Annotated in this window: 12 protein-coding genes and 1 pseudogene; 4 read left to right on the forward strand and 9 right to left on the reverse strand. The window is 66.2% G+C overall.

Annotation, left to right across the window (positions count from 1 at the left end):
• Positions 1-21: 21 nt before the first annotated feature.
• From ACVIJ6_RS08295 to ACVIJ6_RS08310, 4 genes are all read right to left on the reverse strand, one after another.
• Positions 22-1,977: an acetyl/propionyl/methylcrotonyl-CoA carboxylase subunit alpha gene (locus ACVIJ6_RS08295; protein WP_456776933.1), complete on the reverse strand. Its 1,956-nt coding sequence runs from the start codon at positions 1,975-1,977 to the stop codon at positions 22-24.
• 17 nt (positions 1,978-1,994) lie between these two features.
• Entirely contained in the window at positions 1,995-3,611 is a 1,617-nt protein-coding gene (locus ACVIJ6_RS08300; RefSeq protein ID WP_456772303.1) for an acyl-CoA carboxylase subunit beta, read from the reverse strand.
• 172 nt (positions 3,612-3,783) lie between these two features.
• The gene (locus tag ACVIJ6_RS08305) at positions 3,784-5,382 is read right to left on the reverse strand and encodes an AMP-binding protein (protein WP_456772304.1); all 1,599 of its coding nucleotides are present in this window, start codon (positions 5,380-5,382) and stop codon (positions 3,784-3,786) included.
• A gap of 158 nt (positions 5,383-5,540) precedes the next feature.
• Positions 5,541-6,407, reverse strand: coding sequence for a 3-keto-5-aminohexanoate cleavage protein (locus ACVIJ6_RS08310; protein ID WP_456772305.1), 867 nt, complete (start codon positions 6,405-6,407; stop codon positions 5,541-5,543).
• 187 nt (positions 6,408-6,594) lie between these two features.
• Between ACVIJ6_RS08310 and ACVIJ6_RS08315 the strand changes: the two genes are divergently transcribed.
• Entirely contained in the window at positions 6,595-9,177 is a 2,583-nt protein-coding gene (locus ACVIJ6_RS08315) for a cation-translocating P-type ATPase (RefSeq protein ID WP_456772306.1), read from the forward strand.
• Here the strand turns inward: ACVIJ6_RS08315 and ACVIJ6_RS08320 are convergent.
• The 4 genes from ACVIJ6_RS08320 to ACVIJ6_RS08335 form a co-directional block, all read right to left on the reverse strand.
• The gene (locus ACVIJ6_RS08320) at positions 9,147-9,938 is read right to left on the reverse strand and encodes an AraC family transcriptional regulator (protein ID WP_250172412.1); all 792 of its coding nucleotides are present in this window, start codon (positions 9,936-9,938) and stop codon (positions 9,147-9,149) included. The two genes, ACVIJ6_RS08315 and ACVIJ6_RS08320, sit on opposite strands and share 31 nt — an antisense overlap.
• A gap of 130 nt (positions 9,939-10,068) precedes the next feature.
• Positions 10,069-10,725: a glutathione S-transferase family protein gene (locus tag ACVIJ6_RS08325; protein ID WP_456772307.1), complete on the reverse strand. Its 657-nt coding sequence runs from the start codon at positions 10,723-10,725 to the stop codon at positions 10,069-10,071.
• Positions 10,725-11,894 carry an acyl-CoA dehydrogenase family protein gene (locus ACVIJ6_RS08330; protein WP_456772308.1) on the reverse strand — a complete coding sequence of 390 codons (1,170 nt, stop codon included), beginning with the start codon at positions 11,892-11,894 and terminating at the stop codon, positions 10,725-10,727. Before ACVIJ6_RS08330 ends, ACVIJ6_RS08325 begins: the two co-directional genes overlap by 1 nt.
• A gap of 261 nt (positions 11,895-12,155) precedes the next feature.
• The gene (locus tag ACVIJ6_RS08335; protein ID WP_456772309.1) at positions 12,156-13,295 is read right to left on the reverse strand and encodes an acyl-CoA dehydrogenase family protein; all 1,140 of its coding nucleotides are present in this window, start codon (positions 13,293-13,295) and stop codon (positions 12,156-12,158) included.
• Between the two features lie 273 nt (positions 13,296-13,568).
• On the opposite strand from ACVIJ6_RS08335, the gene ACVIJ6_RS08340 reads away from it, so the two are divergent.
• The 3 genes and pseudogenes from ACVIJ6_RS08340 to ACVIJ6_RS08350 all read left to right on the forward strand — a co-directional run.
• The gene (locus ACVIJ6_RS08340) at positions 13,569-15,119 is read left to right on the forward strand and encodes an acyl-CoA synthetase (protein WP_456772310.1); all 1,551 of its coding nucleotides are present in this window, start codon (positions 13,569-13,571) and stop codon (positions 15,117-15,119) included.
• 75 nt (positions 15,120-15,194) lie between these two features.
• Complete coding sequence (locus ACVIJ6_RS08345) at positions 15,195-16,427, forward strand: ABC transporter substrate-binding protein (protein WP_456772311.1); 1,233 nt, start codon at positions 15,195-15,197, stop codon at positions 16,425-16,427.
• A 275-nt stretch (positions 16,428-16,702) separates the two neighbouring features.
• A pseudogene (locus ACVIJ6_RS08350) lies at positions 16,703-17,875 on the forward strand (IS481 family transposase); the annotation flags it as partial.
• Positions 17,876-17,970: 95 nt separating this feature from the next.
• On the opposite strand, the gene ACVIJ6_RS08355 reads toward ACVIJ6_RS08350, so the two are convergent.
• The gene (locus tag ACVIJ6_RS08355; RefSeq protein ID WP_456772312.1) at positions 17,971-18,741 is read right to left on the reverse strand and encodes a helix-turn-helix domain-containing protein; all 771 of its coding nucleotides are present in this window, start codon (positions 18,739-18,741) and stop codon (positions 17,971-17,973) included.
• Positions 18,742-18,843: the final 102 nt, after the last annotated feature.

Raw genomic sequence — 18,843 nt, forward strand, 5'->3', positions numbered from 1 at the left:
ACAATCAAGCCGGTCCAACGCTCACGCCGCGATCTCCACCACGATCCGGCCTGTCGTCACCTGATCGCCCTCGGCAACCTCGATCGCGGTCACCGTTCCGGCGAGGCCGGCGGCGTGGACGTGCTCCATCTTCATGGCTTCCAAAGTGACGACCGGCTGCCCCACCGCGACGCGATCACCGAGCTTGACCAGCACCGCCACCACGCGCCCGTTCAAGGCGGCGCGGACCTTGCCGTCGCCGCCGGCGGCTGCGGAGGATTGCGGTGCAGCCAGCGTGAGGTCGCGGAGGGCCAGCGTCTGACCGCGATGTTGCACGAACAGCCGATCGCCGGCACGCACGAAGCTCGCGCTCTCGGTGAGATCGCCGTGACGAACACGAATCGTATCGGCTTCCAGCGAGATGACCTCGCAGCCATGTTCGATCCCGTCACACGTCACGCGATAGCTCCCGTCGCGCTCGCGCAACAACTCAGCTTCACGAACCGCGCCACCGATCTCGAACCGCAACGGCGTCGCGAAGCTTGCGGCCAGCGAGCGGCCACCGCCGACGGGATGCGCAAGTGGATGGCTGACGGAGAGCACAAGCGCGGCCAGCGCAACGTCCGCCGCAGCGACGGCCGGCGCGTTCAAATCATCGCGATGCGCCGCGATGAACGCGGTGGTCGCCTTGCCGGCAACAAACGCCGGATGCCGCAGGCATGACAGCAGGAAAGCCTGGTTCGTCGTGACGCCGAGCGCCGCGGCCTGCTCAAGTCCGACCATCAGCCGCGCCCGCGCTTCCTCGCGAGACGCGCCATGACTGATCAGCTTGGCGATCATCGAATCATAATAAGGCGGGATCTCCGCACCGGATTCCAGCGCATGCTCGACGCGGATTGCCTCCGGCATCTGCCACAGCGCCATCCGTCCGGATTGCGGCATGAAGTCCTGCGCGGGATCCTCCGAGCACAGCCGGACCTCGATGGCGTGGCCCTCGAGCCTGATCTGCTCCTGACGGAGCGGCAGCGGCTCGCCAGCGGCGACACGCAGCTGCCATTCCACGAGGTCGAGGCCGGTGAGCGCCTCGGTCACGGGATGCTCGACCTGCAGGCGCGTGTTCATCTCCATGAAGTAGAATTGGCCATCGCCATCGAGCAGGAATTCCAGTGTGCCGGCGCCCTCATAGGCCAGCGCCTTCACGGCCTGCACCGCCACCGCGCCCATGCGCGCGCGCAGCTCCGGACCGACGGCGGGCGACGGCGCCTCCTCGATCAGCTTCTGATGCCGGCGCTGCACCGAGCAGTCGCGCTCGCCGAGATGGACGGCATGGCCGTGGCTGTCGCCGAACACCTGGATCTCGATGTGGCGCGGATTGGCGATCGCCTTCTCCAGGATGACGGTGCCGTCACCGAAGGCAGCGGCCGCTTCCGAGCGCGCGCTGCGCAGCATGTCCGGGAACGCATCTGCATCGCTGACCAGCCGCATGCCGCGGCCACCGCCACCGGCGACCGCCTTGATCATCACGGGAAAGCCGATGCGGCGCGCCTCGCGCAGCATCGCCTCGTCGCTCTGGTCCTCACCCTGATAGCCGGGCACGCAGGGCACGCCGGCCCGCAGCATGATGTCCTTGGCGCCGGCCTTGTTGCCCATCGCAGCGATCGCGTCAGGCGATGGCCCGATGAACACGAGGCCCGCATCCGTGCACGCCTGCGCGAAATCCTCGTTCTCGGCGAGAAAGCCATAGCCGGGATGCACGGCATCGGCGCCAGTGGCCTTTGCCGCCGCGATGATCGCTGCGATGTTCAGATAGGATTGCGCCGGCGGCGGCGCGCCGATGCGGACGGCCTGGTCGGCGAGCCGCACATGCGGCGCATGTCCATCCGCATCGGAATAGACCGCCACCACGCCATGGCCGAGCCGCCGCGCGGTGCGCATGACGCGCAGCGCGATCTCGCCGCGGTTGGCGATCAGCACCTTGTGGAACGGCCTGCGCGACATCGCTTTCACCTCTCCGCTCATGGCCTGGCCACCGAGAACTGCATGCGCTGCGGCTCACGCGCCTCAGCCTCGCGGCAGATCGCCAGCACCTCCGACAGCACGGCGCGGGTGTCGCGCGGATCGATCACGCCATCGTCGAGCACGCGCGCCGAGGTCGCGAACACGTCCATCTGGCTGTCGAACACGCCGATGATCTGCGCCTTCAAGGCGTCGAGCTTCTCGCGCTCGACCGGCTTGCCGCGGCGTACCGCGGCCGCTTCCGTCACGATCGCCATCGTTTCGGCAGCCTGCTCGCCGCCCATCACCGCGGTCTTGGCGTTGGGCCAGGAGAAGCAGAAGCGCGGATGAAAGCCGCGGCCGCACATGCCGTAATTGCCGGCACCGAACGAGGCACCGCAATAGATCGTGATCTGAGGGACCGTCGCCGAGGTCACCGCCTGGATCATCTTGGAGCCGTGCTTGATCATGCCGGCCTCCTCATAGGCGCGGCCGACCATGTAGCCGGTAGTGTTGTTGAGATAGAGGATCGGCGTCCGGGACTGGCAGCAGGCCTGGATGAAATGCGTCGCCTTGTTGGCGCCGGCGGGATCGAGCGGGCCGTTGTTGGTGACGATGCCGATCGCCTGGCCCTCAATGCGGGCGTGGCCGCACACCGTGGCGGGGCCGTAGTTCGGAGACATCTCGACGAAGTCGCTGTCATCGACAATCCGGGCGATGACCTGGCGCATGTCGACGGGCCGCTTGTGGTCGAGCGGCATGATGCCGAGCAGTTCCTCCTGGTCGTAGCGCGGCGGCTTCGTCGGCGGCGCGTCGCGCAATGGCCGGTCCCAATTCAGCTTGCCCATGATCTCGCGGGCGATGCGCAAGGCATCGCGGTCGTCCTCGGCGAGATAGTCGCCGAGACCCGAGATCGAGGTGTGCATCTCGGCGCCGCCGAGCTCCTCCTCGGTGGCGATCTCGCCGGTAGCGGCCTTCAGGAGCGGCGGCCCGGCGAGAAAGGCGCGGGTGCGGCCGCGGACCATGACGATGTAGTCGGACAGACCGGTCTGGTAGGCGCCGCCCGCCGTGGAGGAGCCGTGCGTCACCGTCACGACCGGCAGACCGGCCGCCGACAGCCGCGCGAGGTTGCGAAAGATGTTGCCGCCACGCACGAAATCCTCGACGCGGTAGCGCAAAAGATTGGCGCCGGCGCTCTCGACCAGCTGCACGTAAGGCAGCTTGTTCTCCAGCGCCAGTTCCTGCACCCGCAGCGTCTTGTCGAGACCGTAGGGCTGCAGCGCGCCGGCATCGATGCCGGCGTCATTGGCCGACACCATGCAGCGCACGCCGGAGACGAAGCCGATGCCGGCCACGACGCCGCCGCCCGGCACACTCTTCGCCGGGTCCGGCACATCGAACATGTAGCCGGCCAGGGTCGACAGTTCCAGGAACGGCGCGCCGGGATCGAGCACCAGCGCGACGCGCTCGCGCGGCAACAGCTGGCCGCGCTGATGGAAGCGATCCTTCGCCGCAGCGGAGGCGTTGCGCGTGCGCGCCTCGAGATCGCGCATCCGCCCGATCAGGCCGAGCATGCCGTCACGATTGGACTGGAAGGCGGCGCCGGTGGGAGAGATGGTGTTGTCGATGATGGCCATAAGCAACAAGCTCGCTATTGAACGTCATTCCGGGGTGCGTGGCTTGTCGGCCGCAGCTCGAAGAGCGAAGGCGGAAGCGCGAGCCTGGACTCCATACTCACGATCGTGGTTATGGATTCGGGGCCTGGCCCTTCGGGCCATCCCGGAATGACGAAGGAGTTGGTGAAGCAGCTCACGCGCTCTTCGCCGCGAAATGATCGCCATAGGCCTGGCGCAGCTCGACCTTGCGCAGCTTGCCGGTGGCGGTCATCGGCATCTCCTGGAGCACGCGGACGAGCTTCGGCACCTGGAAGCCGCCGAGCGACTTGCGGCAGTGATCGAGCAGCTCGGTCTCGCTCGCCTGTGCGCCGGGCTTGAGCTTGACGAAAGCCGAGACCGCCTCGCCCCATTGCGGATGTGGCAGGCCAACGACGGCGGCGTTCTGCACGGCCGGATGCGCCAGCAGGGTCTCCTCGATCTTGACCGAGGCGACGTTCTCGCCGCCGGACTTGATCATGTCCTTCTTGCGGTCGAGGAACAGCACCTCGCCCTGGTCGATGACCGCGAGATCGCCGGTGTGATGCCAGCCGAACTTTCGCGCGTCCTCGGTCGATTTGGGGTCCTTGTAGTAGCCCATCATCACGTTGGGTCCGCGATGCACGAGCTCGCCGATCTCGCCGGGCGGCAGCAGATTGCCGGCATCGTCCATGATGGCGGTTTCGTTGACGAACAGCGACTCGCCCCAATAATTGCCGAAGCGGTTGAGCTGAACGTCCGGCCGCGACATCGTCGTCGCCGGATACATCTCGGTCTGGCCGCTGGTCAGCACGAAGTTCGGGCACAGCTCCTTGATCGCCCGCTCCAGCAGCGGCCGGCCCATCGGCGCCATCGTGTAGAGGCAGGTGCGCAGATGCGAAAGATCGAACTCCTTGCGTCGCGGGTGATCGAGGATGGCCTGATACATCAGCGGCAGGCCGACGAACACGGTGAGGCGGTCGCGCACGATCGCTTCCATGCAGGCCACCGGGTCGAAGCCGCGCATCAGCGCCATGCGGCCTCCGACCGAGAGATAGCTCAAGAGCAGCACATGGCCGGCGCAATGGAACAGCGGGAACTGCCCGGTGATGCCATCATCGCGCGACAGCTGCATCTCGATGCAGTTGCTCATGACCGCCATGACCACCGCGAGATGGCAATGCATCGCGCCCTTCGGCCGCGACGTCGTGCCGGAGGTGTAAATGATCATCGCGAGATCGCGGTCGTTGATCTCGATATCCGGCTCGATCTCGGAGTGGCCGTGGATCAGCTCGTTGAAGCTCGCAAGCCCCGCCGCCTGGGCCGTGCCGGTGAGGTCGACCGCGATCAGCTCGACGCCGCGCTTGTCCAGCGCCGCGCGCCGCTCCGGCTGCGCATGGAGATTATCGTCGATGATGGCGAAGCGGACCTCGGCGTGGCCGAGGATATAATCCATGTCGGCCGGGCCGAGCATGGTATTGATCGGCACCCAGACGAGACCGGCGCGATGGATGCCGAACAGCGCTTTGACGAACTCGATCGAGTTGTTGCAGACGGTCGAGATCTTCTCGCCCGGCTTCAAGCCCTTTGCGACCAGGTAGTTGGCGAACCGGTTGGCGTCACGCTCCAGCTCGGTGAAGGTGACCCGGCGGCCGCCGTCCGTGATTGCGACGCGCTCCGGGAAGCGCCGCGCGGCGCGCTTCAGGAGATCGCCGATCGCGACCCGGCCGATGCGGCCCGGACCGGAAACGCCGCCAGTGGCGTCGAGATTGGTCATTGGTTTAATCCTTCCCCCTTCACGTCATTGCGAGGAGCCGAAGGCGATGACGTGTCCGCCGAAGCCAATCGGGCGAAGGCGGAAGCAATCCAGGGCCGAGTGCGCGACTCTGGATTGCTTCGTCGCTTCGCTCCTCGCAATGACGGCGCATGCTGCGTTCAGTTCACCGTTCCAAACATCTGCCGCGCCTCGGCGGGACTGGCGATCTCGCGGCCAGCACGGCGGGCGCAGGCGGCGATGGCCTCGATCAGCTGGCCGTTGGACGTCACCTTGGTGCCGTCGGCGAGATAGAACGTGTCCTCCAGGCCGGTGCGGAGATGGCCACCGAGCTCGGCGCAGCGCTGATGCAGCGGCCAGATCTCGGCGCGGCCGATCGCGGTAACCTGCCAATGCGCCTCCGGCAGCTTCAGCCTGAGCAGGATCGGCAGCAGCTCGGGATCGGCGGGCATGCCGGAGGCGACGCCCATCACGAAATTGTACTCCAGCGGCCCGCCATACATCCCGGTCTGGCGGTACATGCCGACGCAGCGCACGATGCCGACATCGAAGCACTCGAACTCCGGGATCGTGTGCGCGTCCTTCATCGCGGCGAGATAGTCCTGGATCTTTTCGACCGAGTTGTCGAACATCATCGGCGGCCAGGCCCAGCTGTTGTCGGCCTTGACCTTCAGATAGTTCAGCGAGCCGGCATTGCAGGCCGCGATCTCCGGCCGCGTCTCCCGGATGCAATCGAGCGCGCCCTGATAGTTCGGGCCCGACACACCCGAGGTGTGGTTGATGATCACGCCCGGACAGGCCTCGCGGATCGCCTGCTGAATCTCGCGGGAGACATTCACCTCCCATGACGGCAGATGGCCCTTGCCCGGCGCCTGCTGGCGCAGATGGATATGCATGATCGCGGCGCCGGCGTCGAAGGCACGGCGGGCCTCGCGCGCCATTTCCTCGGGCGTGACCGGCACGTGATGCTGCCGGGGATCGGTGAGCACGCCGTTCAGCGCGCAGGTGATGACGGCTTTGTTGCTCATGGCACTCGTTCGATAGGCTGTGCGTCGCAGCGCGATGCTGATCCGGGTCACATATGATGATGTCCAAGCCAAATCTGCTTGCGTTGACTCGCTGGTTGGGAGCACGCAACCGGGTATTGCTCTGCATCAAGCCGGCTTCTGGGATCAGCGATAAGCGGTTCCAGCTCCTCCCATCACAGGACGTGCAATGCCGATCGATACACAACCAGCGCCAGCCGTCTCGCTCGGCCTGAGCGCCGCCGAGGCCGCGCGGCGGCTGCAGGCCGAGGGCTTCAACGAGCTGCCGCAGGCCGGCGCGCGTTCGATCTTGCGGCTGATCGCCGATGTGCTGCAGGAACCGATGCTGCTGCTGCTGTTGGCGGGCGGCGGGATCTACCTCGCGCTCGGCGATCTGGCCGAGGCGTTGCTGCTCGGCGTGTTCGCCTCGGCCTCGGTGGCCATCACCATCGTGCAGGAGGCACGCACCGAGCGGGTGCTGGAAGCGCTGCGCGACCTGTCCAGCCCCCGCGCATTGGTGATCCGCGGCGGCGAACGTAGCCGCATCGCCGGGCGCGAGGTGGTGCGCGGCGACGTCATCGTGCTCGCCGAGGGCGACCGCGTCGCGGCCGACGCGGTGCTGCAGCAATGTGACGATCTGCTGACGGATGAATCGCTGCTGACCGGCGAATCCGTGCCGGTACGCAAGCGGCCGGCCGAGAACGAGGCGATGGACATGGCCGCAACGGCTGGCGGCGACGATCAGCCCTTCGTGTTCTCGGGCAGCCTCGTGGTGCGCGGCGGCGGCATTGCCGAAGTGATCGCGACGGGACCGCGCACGGCGATCGGCAAGATTGGCCAATCGGTCAGCACGCTGGAGACCGAGACGCCGCGCCTGCGGCAGCAGACGCGACGTCTCGTCATGGCGTTCGCGATCGGCGGCGGCATCGTGGTGGCGATCACGGTCGTTCTCTATGCGCTCTATCGCGGCGGCTGGCTGGAGGGAATTCTGGCCGGCATCGCCTTGGGCATGTCGATGCTGCCCGAGGAATTCCCGGTCGTGCTCACCGTATTTCTCGCGATGGGCGCCTGGCGCATCTCGCAGGCACGGGTGCTGACGCGGCGTGCCGCGGCGATCGAATCGCTCGGCGCCGCGACGGTGCTGTGCACCGACAAGACCGGCACCCTGACGCAGAACCGGATGATGGTGGCGCGGCTGGTGCGTCCCGACGGCGAGGGGCTGCACCCCGCCGGGGCAACGCCGGACGCGGTGACGCCGGCATTCCGCGATCTCGTCGCCACCGCCGTGCTCGCCTGCGACCCGCAGTCGCATGATCCGATGGAGCGAGCCCTGCAGGCGCTCGACACCGAAGCGATCGTCGGCGCCACCCTGCAACGGCGTTACGGCCTGCGTCCGGATCTGCTCGCGATGACCAATGTCTGGTCGCGCGGCGGCGCCACCGTCGTCGCCGCCAAGGGTGCGCCGGAGGCGATCGCGACGCTCTGCGGTCTTGGCGGTGCCGCGCTGGACGCGCTACAGGCGCGTGTCGAGACCCTCGCCGCCGACGGACTGCGCGTGCTCGGCGTCGCCGAAGCGAGCTGGCGCGGCGAAGCGCTGCCAGACACCCAGCAGGGCTTCGCCTACGGTTTCTGCGGCCTGGTCGGCTTTGCCGATCCGCTGCGGCCGGAGGTCGCCGATGCCGTCGCGCAATGCCGCTCTGCCGGCATCCGAATCATCATGATCACCGGCGACTATCCGGCCACGGCGGCGGCGATCGCGCGACAGGCCGGGCTCGATCCTGAGCGCGTCATCACCGGCACCGAGCTGTCGACCCTCGACGACGAGACGCTGGCGCAGGCGGCGCGCCGGCCGACAGCGTTCGCGCGCATCATGCCGGAGCAGAAGCTGCGCATCGTCTCGGCGCTGAAGGCCGATGGCGAGATCGTCGCGATGACCGGCGATGGCGTCAACGATGCGCCGTCGCTGAAGGCCGCCCATATCGGCATCGCGATGGGCGGCCGCGGCACCGACGTCGCGCGCGAGGCCGCTGCGATCGTGCTGCTCGACGACGATTTCGGCTCGATCGTCAAGGCGGTCCAGCTGGGCCGGCGGATCTACGACAATCTGCGCAAGGCGATGAGCTTCATCCTTGCGGTGCATTTCCCGATCGCCGGGCTGGCGCTGCTGCCGCTCGTGACCGGCCTGCCATTGCTGCTCGGCCCGGTGCACATCGCCTTTCTCGAGATGATCATCGATCCCGTCTGCTCGCTGGTGTTCGAGGCCGAGACCGAGGAAAGCGACATCATGCGGCGGCCGCCACGCGATCCGCAGGAGCCGCTGCTGCCGCGTCCGCTGGTGCTGTGGGGCACGCTGCAGGGCATCCTGGCAATGGGGGTGACCGGAGCCGTGCTGCTGCTGGCGAGCCGGGCCAGCATGCCCGCCGACGAGATCCGCGCGCTGGTGTTCTTCGTGCTGGTGTCGGTGATCGTCAGCCTGATCTTCGTCAACCGCTCGTTCTCGAGCTCGCTGCGCGAAGCGCTGCTGCGGCCGAATCGCGTGCTGCTGCTGGTGATCGGCTTCGTCATCGCCGTGCTCGCGACCAGCCTGATGCTGCCGGCCGCAACGGCGCTGTTCCGGTTCGGCCCGCTGCACGCCGACGATCTGATGCTGACCGCAGGCGCCGCCATCGCGACGCTGATCGTGCTCGAACTGTCGAAGTTCCCGCTGCGCGCCGCTCTCACACGGCGCGCCGCGAGACCCGATCAGGTCAAGGCCGCCTCGCCGGCGCGGTAGATCGCAAGATCGCGCGAGCCGGAGAAGATCGCGCGCGGCTTCAGGCCATAGAAGCGGCGGATCGAATGGCTGAAATGGGTCGAATCGGGATAGCCGATGTCCTGCGCGAGATGCGCGAGGTTGAGATCCTGGTTGGCATAGTTCAGCAGATGCCGCGCGCGCTTCCAGGCCCGGAACGAACGGAAGGAGATGTCGGTCTCCTCCTTGAACAGATGCAGGAAGCGCGAGGTCGACAGCCCAACCGCCGCCGCACAGCTCTCGGCCGTGGCGGGCTCGCCGGAGAAACGGCTGATCAGGCCGATCGCCTTGACCACGCGCGGGTCGAGCGAACGCTGCGGCAGCACCTCGCCGAAACACAGCCGATCGAAGATCGCGCTGGTGACGTCGCCGCTCAGCGGCCGCTGCACCAGCTCCTCATAGGCGGCGCGGATGCGGCAGGCATAGGCTTCCGCCTCGCGCGTGACCTTGCTAGCGAAACGATCCAGCGTGCCGATCGGCACGCTTTCCGGCTCGATCGTCACGACGATCACGGTGCGGTAATCGCTCTCGATCGTATGCTGCTTGTTGGGCGGCACGACCAGCAGCTCGCCGCAGCGCTCCTCGCCCCCCTCGGGCAGCAGCCGGAGGCTCCCGGTGAGCGCAACATAAATATGGAACGCACCCGAGCAGCGCTGGCGCGGACGGCCGAGCAGCCCGGCGTAGAAGACGCGCTCGGGCGTGATCAGCATGAGATGGCCGGAGTCCCGGCGGGTCACATCCATGGTCTTCCTCCTGAGGCGCGGCTCTGTCGGCCGCTTCTTTGGAGGTGGACCATAGCGCAATTCGCGCCGCTGTCATCGGCTGTCACTGCCGATTTTTGTCGCGGTTAATCGTCGCTATGAGCGACACCGGTCATGGCCGCACGCGCGGCGCGACCCCCTGCTCCACGCCGGCGCGCTGCTCGGCCGCCTGGGCCCGCAGATAGCCATCGCGCTGCTGCAGCCGCGCCCAATAGCCGGCCACATTCGGACCGAAGTCCTTCGACAGCCCGATCGTCTCGGCGAGACGCAACGCGTAGCCGATCACGATGTCGGCCGCGGTGAACCGGCCGGCGCTCAAGAACTCGGCATTCCCCGTCGCTGCCTCCACCGCACGCAGCCGGCCCAGAAACCATTTGGCATAATCGCCCGCCACCTGCGGCGAGCGTCGCTCATCCGGCTCGAGCTGACCGTATCTCAGCACCAGCGTCTGCGGGAACGTGAGCGTCGCGTCGGAGAAATACATCCAGTTCAGGAACGTGCCGTAGTCCTTCTCCTCAGGTCCGACCATCAGCGGCGTCGGGCCATGCTTGATGCCGAGATAGTGGCAGATGCCGGAGGACTCCGTCATCCTGGTCTCGCCGTCGATCAGAAACGGGATCGTCCCGAGCGGATTGATGGCGAGATAGTCCTTGGCCAGCACCCGCGGCGGGAACGGCAGCATCTTCAATTCATAGGCGAGCCCGAGCTCCTCCAGCATCCACAGCGGGCGGAACGAGCGGGCGCCGTCGCAATGATACAGCGTGATCATCAGGCGTTCCCCGCTTTGCCGGTGCCGGGCAAGGTGCCCATCATCTTGCACAGGATCGTCAGCATCACCTCGTCGGCGCCGCCGCCGATCGAGGTCAGCCGGGCGTCGCGATAGGCGCGGCTGACCGGCGTCTCGTTCATGAAGCCCATGCCGCCCCAATATTGCAGGCAGGCATCGGTCAGCTCGCGACCAAGGCGGCCGGCCTTGAGCTTGGCCATGGTTGCGAGCCGGGTGACGTCCTCGCCGGCGATCAGCGCTTCGGCGGCCCGATAGATCAGCGCGCGCAACAGCTCGACCTCGGTCTGCATCTCCGCGAGCTTGAAATGGATCACCTGGTTGTCGAGCACGCTGCGGCCGAACACCTTGCGCTCGCGCGTGTATTCGATCGTCTTCGCGATGATGTATTCGTGCGACTTCAGGCAGGCCGCCGCGCCCCACAGCCGCTCCTCCTGGAACTGCAGCATCTGGTAGGTGAAGCCTTGCCCCTCCTCGCCGACCCGGTTGCGCTTGGGCACGCGCACATTGTCGAAGAAGATCTGCGCGGTGTCGGACGAATGCATGCCGAGCTTGTCGAGCTTGCGGGCGATCTGCACGCCCTTGGTCTTCATCGGAACGATGATCAGCGACTTGTTGCGATGGACCGGTCCGTCGCCGGTGTTGGCGAGCAGGCACATCCAGTCGGCCTGGGTGCCATTGGTGGTCCACATCTTGCCCCCGTTGATGACATAGTCATCGCCGTCGGAGCGGGCCGTGGTCTTGATCGAGGCGACGTCCGAGCCCGCACCGGTCTCCGACACGCCGAGGCAGACCACCGCATCGCCGGAAACCGCGGGCGCCAGGAATTCGCGCCGCAGCTCATCCGAGCCGAAGCGCGCCAGCGCCGGCGTCGCCATGTCGGTCTGCACCCCGATCGCCATCGGCACGCCGCCGCAAGTGATCGCGCCAAGCTCCTCGGCCATCATCAGCGCGTAGGAATAGTCCAGCCCCTGGCCGCCGAATTCGACCGGCTTGTTGAGGCCGAGAAAGCCGAGGCTGCCAAGCTTCTTGAACAGCTCATGCGCGGGGAATATGCCGGCCGCCTCCCATTCGTCGACGTGAGGGTTGATCTCGGCAGCGATGAACTTCTGCAGGATGCGGCGCGGCTCGTCGTGGTCGGCGGTGAAGAGCATCTCAATTCCTCTCGTCATTTCTGGGCGCGGCGGCAGACACCAAGATGCATCGGGGCCTCATGGTTCGGGACGCTCCGCGCTCAACACGCGTTCATGACGCTGCGGCCCGGACGCGGTGCTCCTCACCATGAGGATCCTTCGTCCGTGTCGCCGCAACAAAAGCCCTTGTCCTGAGGAGCCCGCCGCAGGCGGGCGTCTCGAAGGACGGCCACATCGGGATAGTCTCCACGATCAACTCCATGGACAGTGGCGCGCGACTCGTCACAATCCCATCTGGCGGCTGGCCAGGTCCTTCATGATCTCCTCGGTGCCGCCGCCGATCGCGTTGACCTTGACCTCACGGTAGATGCGTTCCACGCGAATGCCGCGCATGAAGCCGGCGCCACCGAAGATCTGCACCGCCTCGGAGGCGCAATAGGCTATGGTCTGCGTCGCCTGGTTCTTCATCATGCAGATCTCGGCAACGGGATTATCGCCCTGTTCGAGCCGCCACGCCAGCATCTCCAGCATCGCCTGCGAGGCCGCGACGCGCTGCGCCATGTCGACCAGCTTGTGCCGGATGACCTGGTGCTGCGCCAAGGGCTTGCCGAAGGTGTGCCGCTCCTTGGCATGGGCGATCGCATCCTCCAGGCAGACGCGGGCGAACGCCGTGCAGCTCGCCGCCATGCCCATCCGCTCGCTGTTGAAATTGTGCATGATCAGCTTGAAGCCCTGCCCTTCCTCGCCGATCAGGTTCTCGACCGGCACCCGGCAGCCGTCGAAATGCAGGGTGGCCGTATCCGACGCCCACCAGCCCATCTTGTTCAGCTTGGTGCGCGTCAGCCCGGGCGTGTCGCCAGGAACGAGCAGCAGGCTCACCCCGGACGGCCCTGGGCCGCCGGTGCGCACCGCGACGGCGATATAGTCCGCGCGCATGCCCGAGGTGATGAAGGTCTTCTCGCCGCTGACGACATAATGATCGCCATCGCGGACGGCCTTGGTCCGGAGATTGGCGACATCCGAGCCGCCACTCGGCTCGGTGATCGCGAGCGCCGAGATTTTCCGTCCCGCAAGGATCTCCGGCAGCACCCTGGCGCGGACCTCCGGCCTCGCCGCGCGCGCGATCGGCGGCGCACCGATCGAATGGCTCATCAGGCTGGCGCTGACGCCGCCGGCTCCCGCACGGGCCAGCTCCTGCGAGGCGACGATGTGCATGAACTGGTCGGCCGGGACACCGCCGAACTCCTCCGGAAAGCCGAGTCCGAGCAGGCCGATCTCGGCGGCTTTCGCGTACAGCGCGCGCGGGAACTCACCGGCTTCGTCCCACGCGCTCGCGAACGGGGCGATCTCCTTCTCGACGAATCGCCTGACCACGTCGCGGAAGGCCTCGTGCTCGGCCGTGTAGAACGGACTCTTGGTCATCGGTGCCGGAGCTCTGGTTGCTGCTTCGTCAGAATGGCCGGAAGCGGCGGTAACGCCTTGCGTCGAGTGGCTGACTGCTGAAATCGCGCGCAGCGGGGACGCGTCGGTTGCCCGCCAACAGCGCCTGGACGCAAGACAGTGCAATGCACACACCGGCCCACTCGGGCCAAAAGCATTGCGCGCATCGCTTCTCGTCAGGTGGAACGCGCAGACAAAGACCAGCGCATCGCGATCAAGGCGGCATCAGATCGCCTGATACCAGGAGGGAACCCCGTGCCAGTACGGTATTACGACTGGATTGCGCATCATGCCCGGCGCACGCCGGCCAAGACCGCGATGGTCGATCTCGGCAGCAACCGACGCCTCACCTATGCGGAATTCGATGCCCGCGTCGCACGCCTCGCCAGTCATCTCCGCGACGTCTGCGGCGTCGGCAAGGGCGATCGCGTCGCAGTGCTGGCGCTGAACGCGACCGATACGCTGGAGGTGCAGTTCGCCTGCTTCCGCGTCGGCGCGATCTTCGTGCCGCTAAACACCCGGCTGACAGTGCCCGAACTGCAGTTCATCGTCGGCGACGCCGCGCCCAAGGTCATGATCCATGATGACGACCTCGCTGATACCGCGCTGAGCGTCAGCCGGCTGTGTGGTGTCGCGACGACGCTGCGCTACGGCGCCACCGGCAGCTACGAGCAGGCAATCGCCGCGGCGAAACCGCTCGCCACGATCGAGCCGGTCACGCTCGATGATGTCTCGACCATCATGTACACGTCGGGCACCACGGGCCAGCCCAAGGGGGCCATGATCACCCACGGCATGACGTTCTACAATTGCGTCAATCTCGGCGGCCCGGCCTATATCACGCCGTCATCAGTTCTGCTGACCGTGCTGCCACTGTTCCACACCGGCGGGCTCAACTGCTACACCAATCCGGTGATGCATGTCGGCGGCACTGTGCTGATCATGCGCGCCTTTGATCCCGGGCTGGCGCTGCAGCTGATCAGCGATCCCGCCCAAGGCATCAACGTGTTCTTCGGCGTGCCCGCGATCTATCAGTTCATGGCGCAGCATCCGGCGTTCGCGACCGCCAATTTCAGCCGGTTGGTGATCGGCGGCGTCGGCGGCGCGCCGATGCCGGTGCCGCTGCTCAGCACCTGGGAGGCGCGCGGCGTCGCGCTGCAGCAGGGCTATGGCATGACCGAGACCTCGCCCGCCGTGCTCGCGCTCGACCGCGAAGATGCCGGGCGCAAGGCCGGCTCCGCCGGCAAGCCCGTTCTGCATACCGAGGTGCGCATCGTCCGCCCCGACGGGACGGATGCCGATGTCGGCGAGCTCGGTGAGCTCTGGGTCCGTGGACCGAACGTGACACCGGGCTACTGGAACAGGCCGGACGCCAACCGGTCCTCGTTCACCGACGGCTGGCTGCACACCGGCGATGCCACGCGCGTGGATGACGAAGGCTTCTACTACATCGTCGACCGCTGGAAGGACATGTACATCTCCGGCGGCGAGAACGTCTATCCGGCCGAGGTCGAGAACGTCCTGCACCAGCTGAGCGCGGTGGCCGAAGCCGCCGTGATCGGCATCGCCGATCCGCAATGGGGCGAGACCGGCATGGCGATCATCGCGGTGAAGCCGGGACATACGCTGAGTGAGGCTGAGATCCTCGCCCACAGCCAGGCCAACCTCGCGCGCTTCAAATGCCCGCGCACCGTCCGCTTCGTCGACGCGCTGCCGCGCAACGCCACCGGCAAGATCCACAAGCCGACGTTGCGCAAGAGCTTTGCGCCGGCGTCAGCGGTCGATCTCATCCAGCAGGCGTCGTGACGATCGAATGCTCAGCGGAAGCTGCGCACGACTGCTCGACAAGACCCATAAGACCAACCAGAGGAAGCCCAGGGAATGTTGCCGATGACGACCAGGACTCTGCTCTCTCTCGCGGCCGCGGCCGCCTTTTCCGTCCTCGCGAGCCAGAGTGCGCTCGCCCAGAAGAAATACGACACCGGGGTGACCGACACCGAGATCAAGATCGGCAATGTCGAGGCCTATAGCGGGCCGGCCTCGGCCTACGGCATCATCGGCAAGACCGAGGAGGCCTATTTCAGGATGATCAATGATCAGGGCGGCGTCAACGGCCGGCGGATCAACTTCATCTCCTATGACGACGGCTACAGCCCGCCGAAAACGGTCGAGCAGGTGCGCAAGCTGATCGAGAGCGACGAGGTCTTCCTCGTCTTCAACGCGCTGGGCACGCCGACCCAGACCGCCGTGCAGAAATATCACAACGCCAAGAAGGTGCCGCAGCTGTTCCTGGCCACCGGGGCCAGCAAGTGGAATGAGCCGAAGGAATTCCCCTGGACCATGGGCTTCCAGCCCAGCTACCGCGTCGAAGCGCGGATCTTCGCAAAATACATTCTCAAGGAGAAGCCGAACGCGAAGATCGCAATCTTCTATGCTAATGACGATTTCGGCAAGGACTACCTGCTCGGCATCAAGGAGGTGCTGGGCGACAAGGCCAAGACCATGATCGTCGCCGAGGAGAGCTACGAGACGTCGGAGCCGTCGATCGATGCCCATATCGTCAAGGTCAAGGGCACCGGCGCCGACGTGTTTGTCAACATCGCGACGCCGAAATTCGCGGCACAGGCGATCAAGAAGATCGCCGAGCTCGACTGGAAGCCGATGCACCTGATGACCGACGTGTCGATCTCGATCGGCGCCGTGATGAAGCCAGCCGGCCTCGACGCCTCCGAGGGCGTGCTCTCCGCCGGCTACCTCAAGGACCCGTCGGATCCGCAGTGGAAGGATGACGAGGGCATGAAGAAGTTCATGGCCTTCATCGACAAGTACATGCCTGGCGCGAACATCTCCGACGCCAATCTTGCCTATGGCTATGCCGCGGCGCAGACCATGGTGCAGACCCTGAAGCAGTGCGGCGACAATCTCACCCGCGAGAACGTCATGAAGCAGGCCGCCAGCCTGAAGGACTTCGCGCCGGATACGCTGATCCCCGGCATCAAGGTCAACACCGGCCCCAACGATTTCGCGCCGATCGAGCAGCTCAAGATGATGCAGTTCAAGGGCGGCAAATGGGACCTGTTCGGCGACATCATCAGCGCGGATGTCGGGGGTTAGGCTGACGCGCGATGCAGCGTCGATTCCAGCTGCGGTGGCCGACCGGAGCGAACGCCGACAGGCGTTCGCGTGCCTACCCTCACCAAGCGGGGGACGCTGTGATCCAGTCCCGCCCGGCGGGCGTCATTCCGGGCAAGCCGTGAGGCGCGATGTCATCGACAAAGAGCTCCGTCATTGCGAGCGCAGTGTTTAGCCCGGGGACATGGCTGACGGGTGTTCGGGGACATGGTTGACACGTCAAAATCGGCTCGATTCGTCAAACAAGGGGGCGAGCGATGCCGTGGCGAGAGGTGTCTGTCATGGATCAGCGACGAGAGTTTGTGATGCTTGCCAAGCAGGAGGGAGTAAACCGGCGGCAGCTGTGTCGGCAGTTCGGCATCAGCCCCCAGACCGGCTACAAGTGGATCCAGCGGGATGATGCTGGCGATACGACGCTGGCGGACCGATCGCGGCGGCCGCATCGGAGTCCGGAGCGCACGGCGGCTGCGACTGAGCAGCAGATTGTCGCGCTGCGCGATGCTCACCCGGCCTGGGGCGCGCGCAAGCTCGCACGTCGTCTCGAGCGCGATGGGCAAGCTGTCCCGGCGATATCCACCGTGCACTCCATCCTGCGCCGTTACGATCGCGTGAGCGAGCCTGCAGGCACGCCCGGGCAGCCCTACACGCGCTTCGAGAAGGATGCGCCCAATCAGCTTTGGCAGATGGACTTCAAGGGGCACAGCGCGCTGGAGAACGGCGTGTCCTGTCATCCGCTGACGGCGTTGGACGACCACTCGCGCTTCTCCTTGTGCCTGGCCGCCTGTGACAACGAACGAGGCTCTACGGTACAAGGCCATTTGGAGACGACGTTCCGCCGCTACGGACTGCCGGATGCGATGTTCGTCGACAATGGCGGCCCCTGGGGCTTCACCCTTGAAGACCCCTGGACCACGCTGACGGTGTGGCTTCTGAAGCTCGGCGTCCGAACGATCCACAGCCGGCCCTACCATCCTCAGAGCCGGGGCAAGAACGAACGCTTCCACCGCACCTTGAAGGCCGAGGTCTTTGCCCTCAAGCGCTATCGCGACCTGATCGACGTCCAGCGGGCGTTCGACGACTGGCGGGCCGTCTACAATCTCGACCGGCCGCACGAGGCGTTGGACTTCGATGTGCCCGCAAGCCGCTATCGACCCAGCCAGCGCACGATGCCGGATCGCCTTCCGACGGTGGAATACGACGATGGCGAGATCGTCCGTTCGGTATCCACCACCAAGGCCTATGTCAGTTTCAAGGGACGGCTCTGGAAAGTCCCGCAAGCCTTTCGCGGTGAGCGGCTCGCTATTCGTCCGCTCAGTTCCGACGGAAAATTCGGAATTTTCTTTGCCGCGCATCAGATCGCAGCGATCGATTTGCGCTGCCCGAAAAGTGTCAACTATGTCCTCCGAACAGGTGTAAGCTATGTCCCCGGTCTGAACAGCAGCGAAGCAATCCAGGGCGGCGCGAGGACTCTGGATTGCTTCGCTGCTGCTCGCAATGACAGCCGTTCGTTGTGTGGTCTAACAAGTCACGGCACGCTCTGCGCGAACAGCGCAAACGGCTCCTCGACCGTCTTGCGCAGGTGCTCGCGATACAGCGCATAGTGTGGATCGTCGGCACCGAGCCGGCCGAAGCTCGGCTCGACGACATTGCGCAGCGGCAACAGCGCGATGGGGGCTGCGATCGGCGTCAGCAGCGAGCCGCGGCCGGCGAGAAGCGTCGTGATGATGCCGTACATCTCGCCGGTAATGGTCGGGCGCGACACCGTGATCAGGCGATGCTGGCCGTGGCGGTTGGTGACCAGGTAGACGAAGCCGGACTGGTTGGGCACGGCGACCTCGCCGAACTGCGTGAATGCCGCATCCAGCCGCGCGCCCTCGCGAAACACCAGGGACGAGGCCGCATCGTCCCAGAGGATGTCGGTGCGGTAGGCGTAGATCGCCTCCCTGTCGCCGAATGACGGCCGCAAAGTGACATAGGTGCCTTCGATCCACTCCACCGCCCGCCGCGAATAGGAGCCGAGGCTGTCTGGCGCGATGCCGCCACTTGCGCCTGGTGCTGCAACTGGCGGGCTCGGCGCCTTGCGCAAGGCAATCCCGAGCGCCTGCTCGAGCCGGACGATGGTCGCGAGCGTGAACGGACGGCGGCCGCCGAGCGCCTTCTCCAGCGTCGACAGGCTCAGCTTCGCCTGCTCCGCCAGCGCCTGCCGTGACATGCGGCGGCGCGCGATCTCCTCGCGGATGGTCTCCGCCACCTGCCGGCTCAGCTCGTCCGACAGCTCGTTCTCCGGTATCGACATGCGGTCCCCTGCTGCGTGGCGTTGCCCCTTCTAGCAGACGGACAAATCAGCACAAACCCGCACAGATCAGCCGCGCGCTTGGCCGGCACCGGACAATGCCGG

This window comes from Bradyrhizobium sp. USDA 4369 (assembly GCF_054056435.1).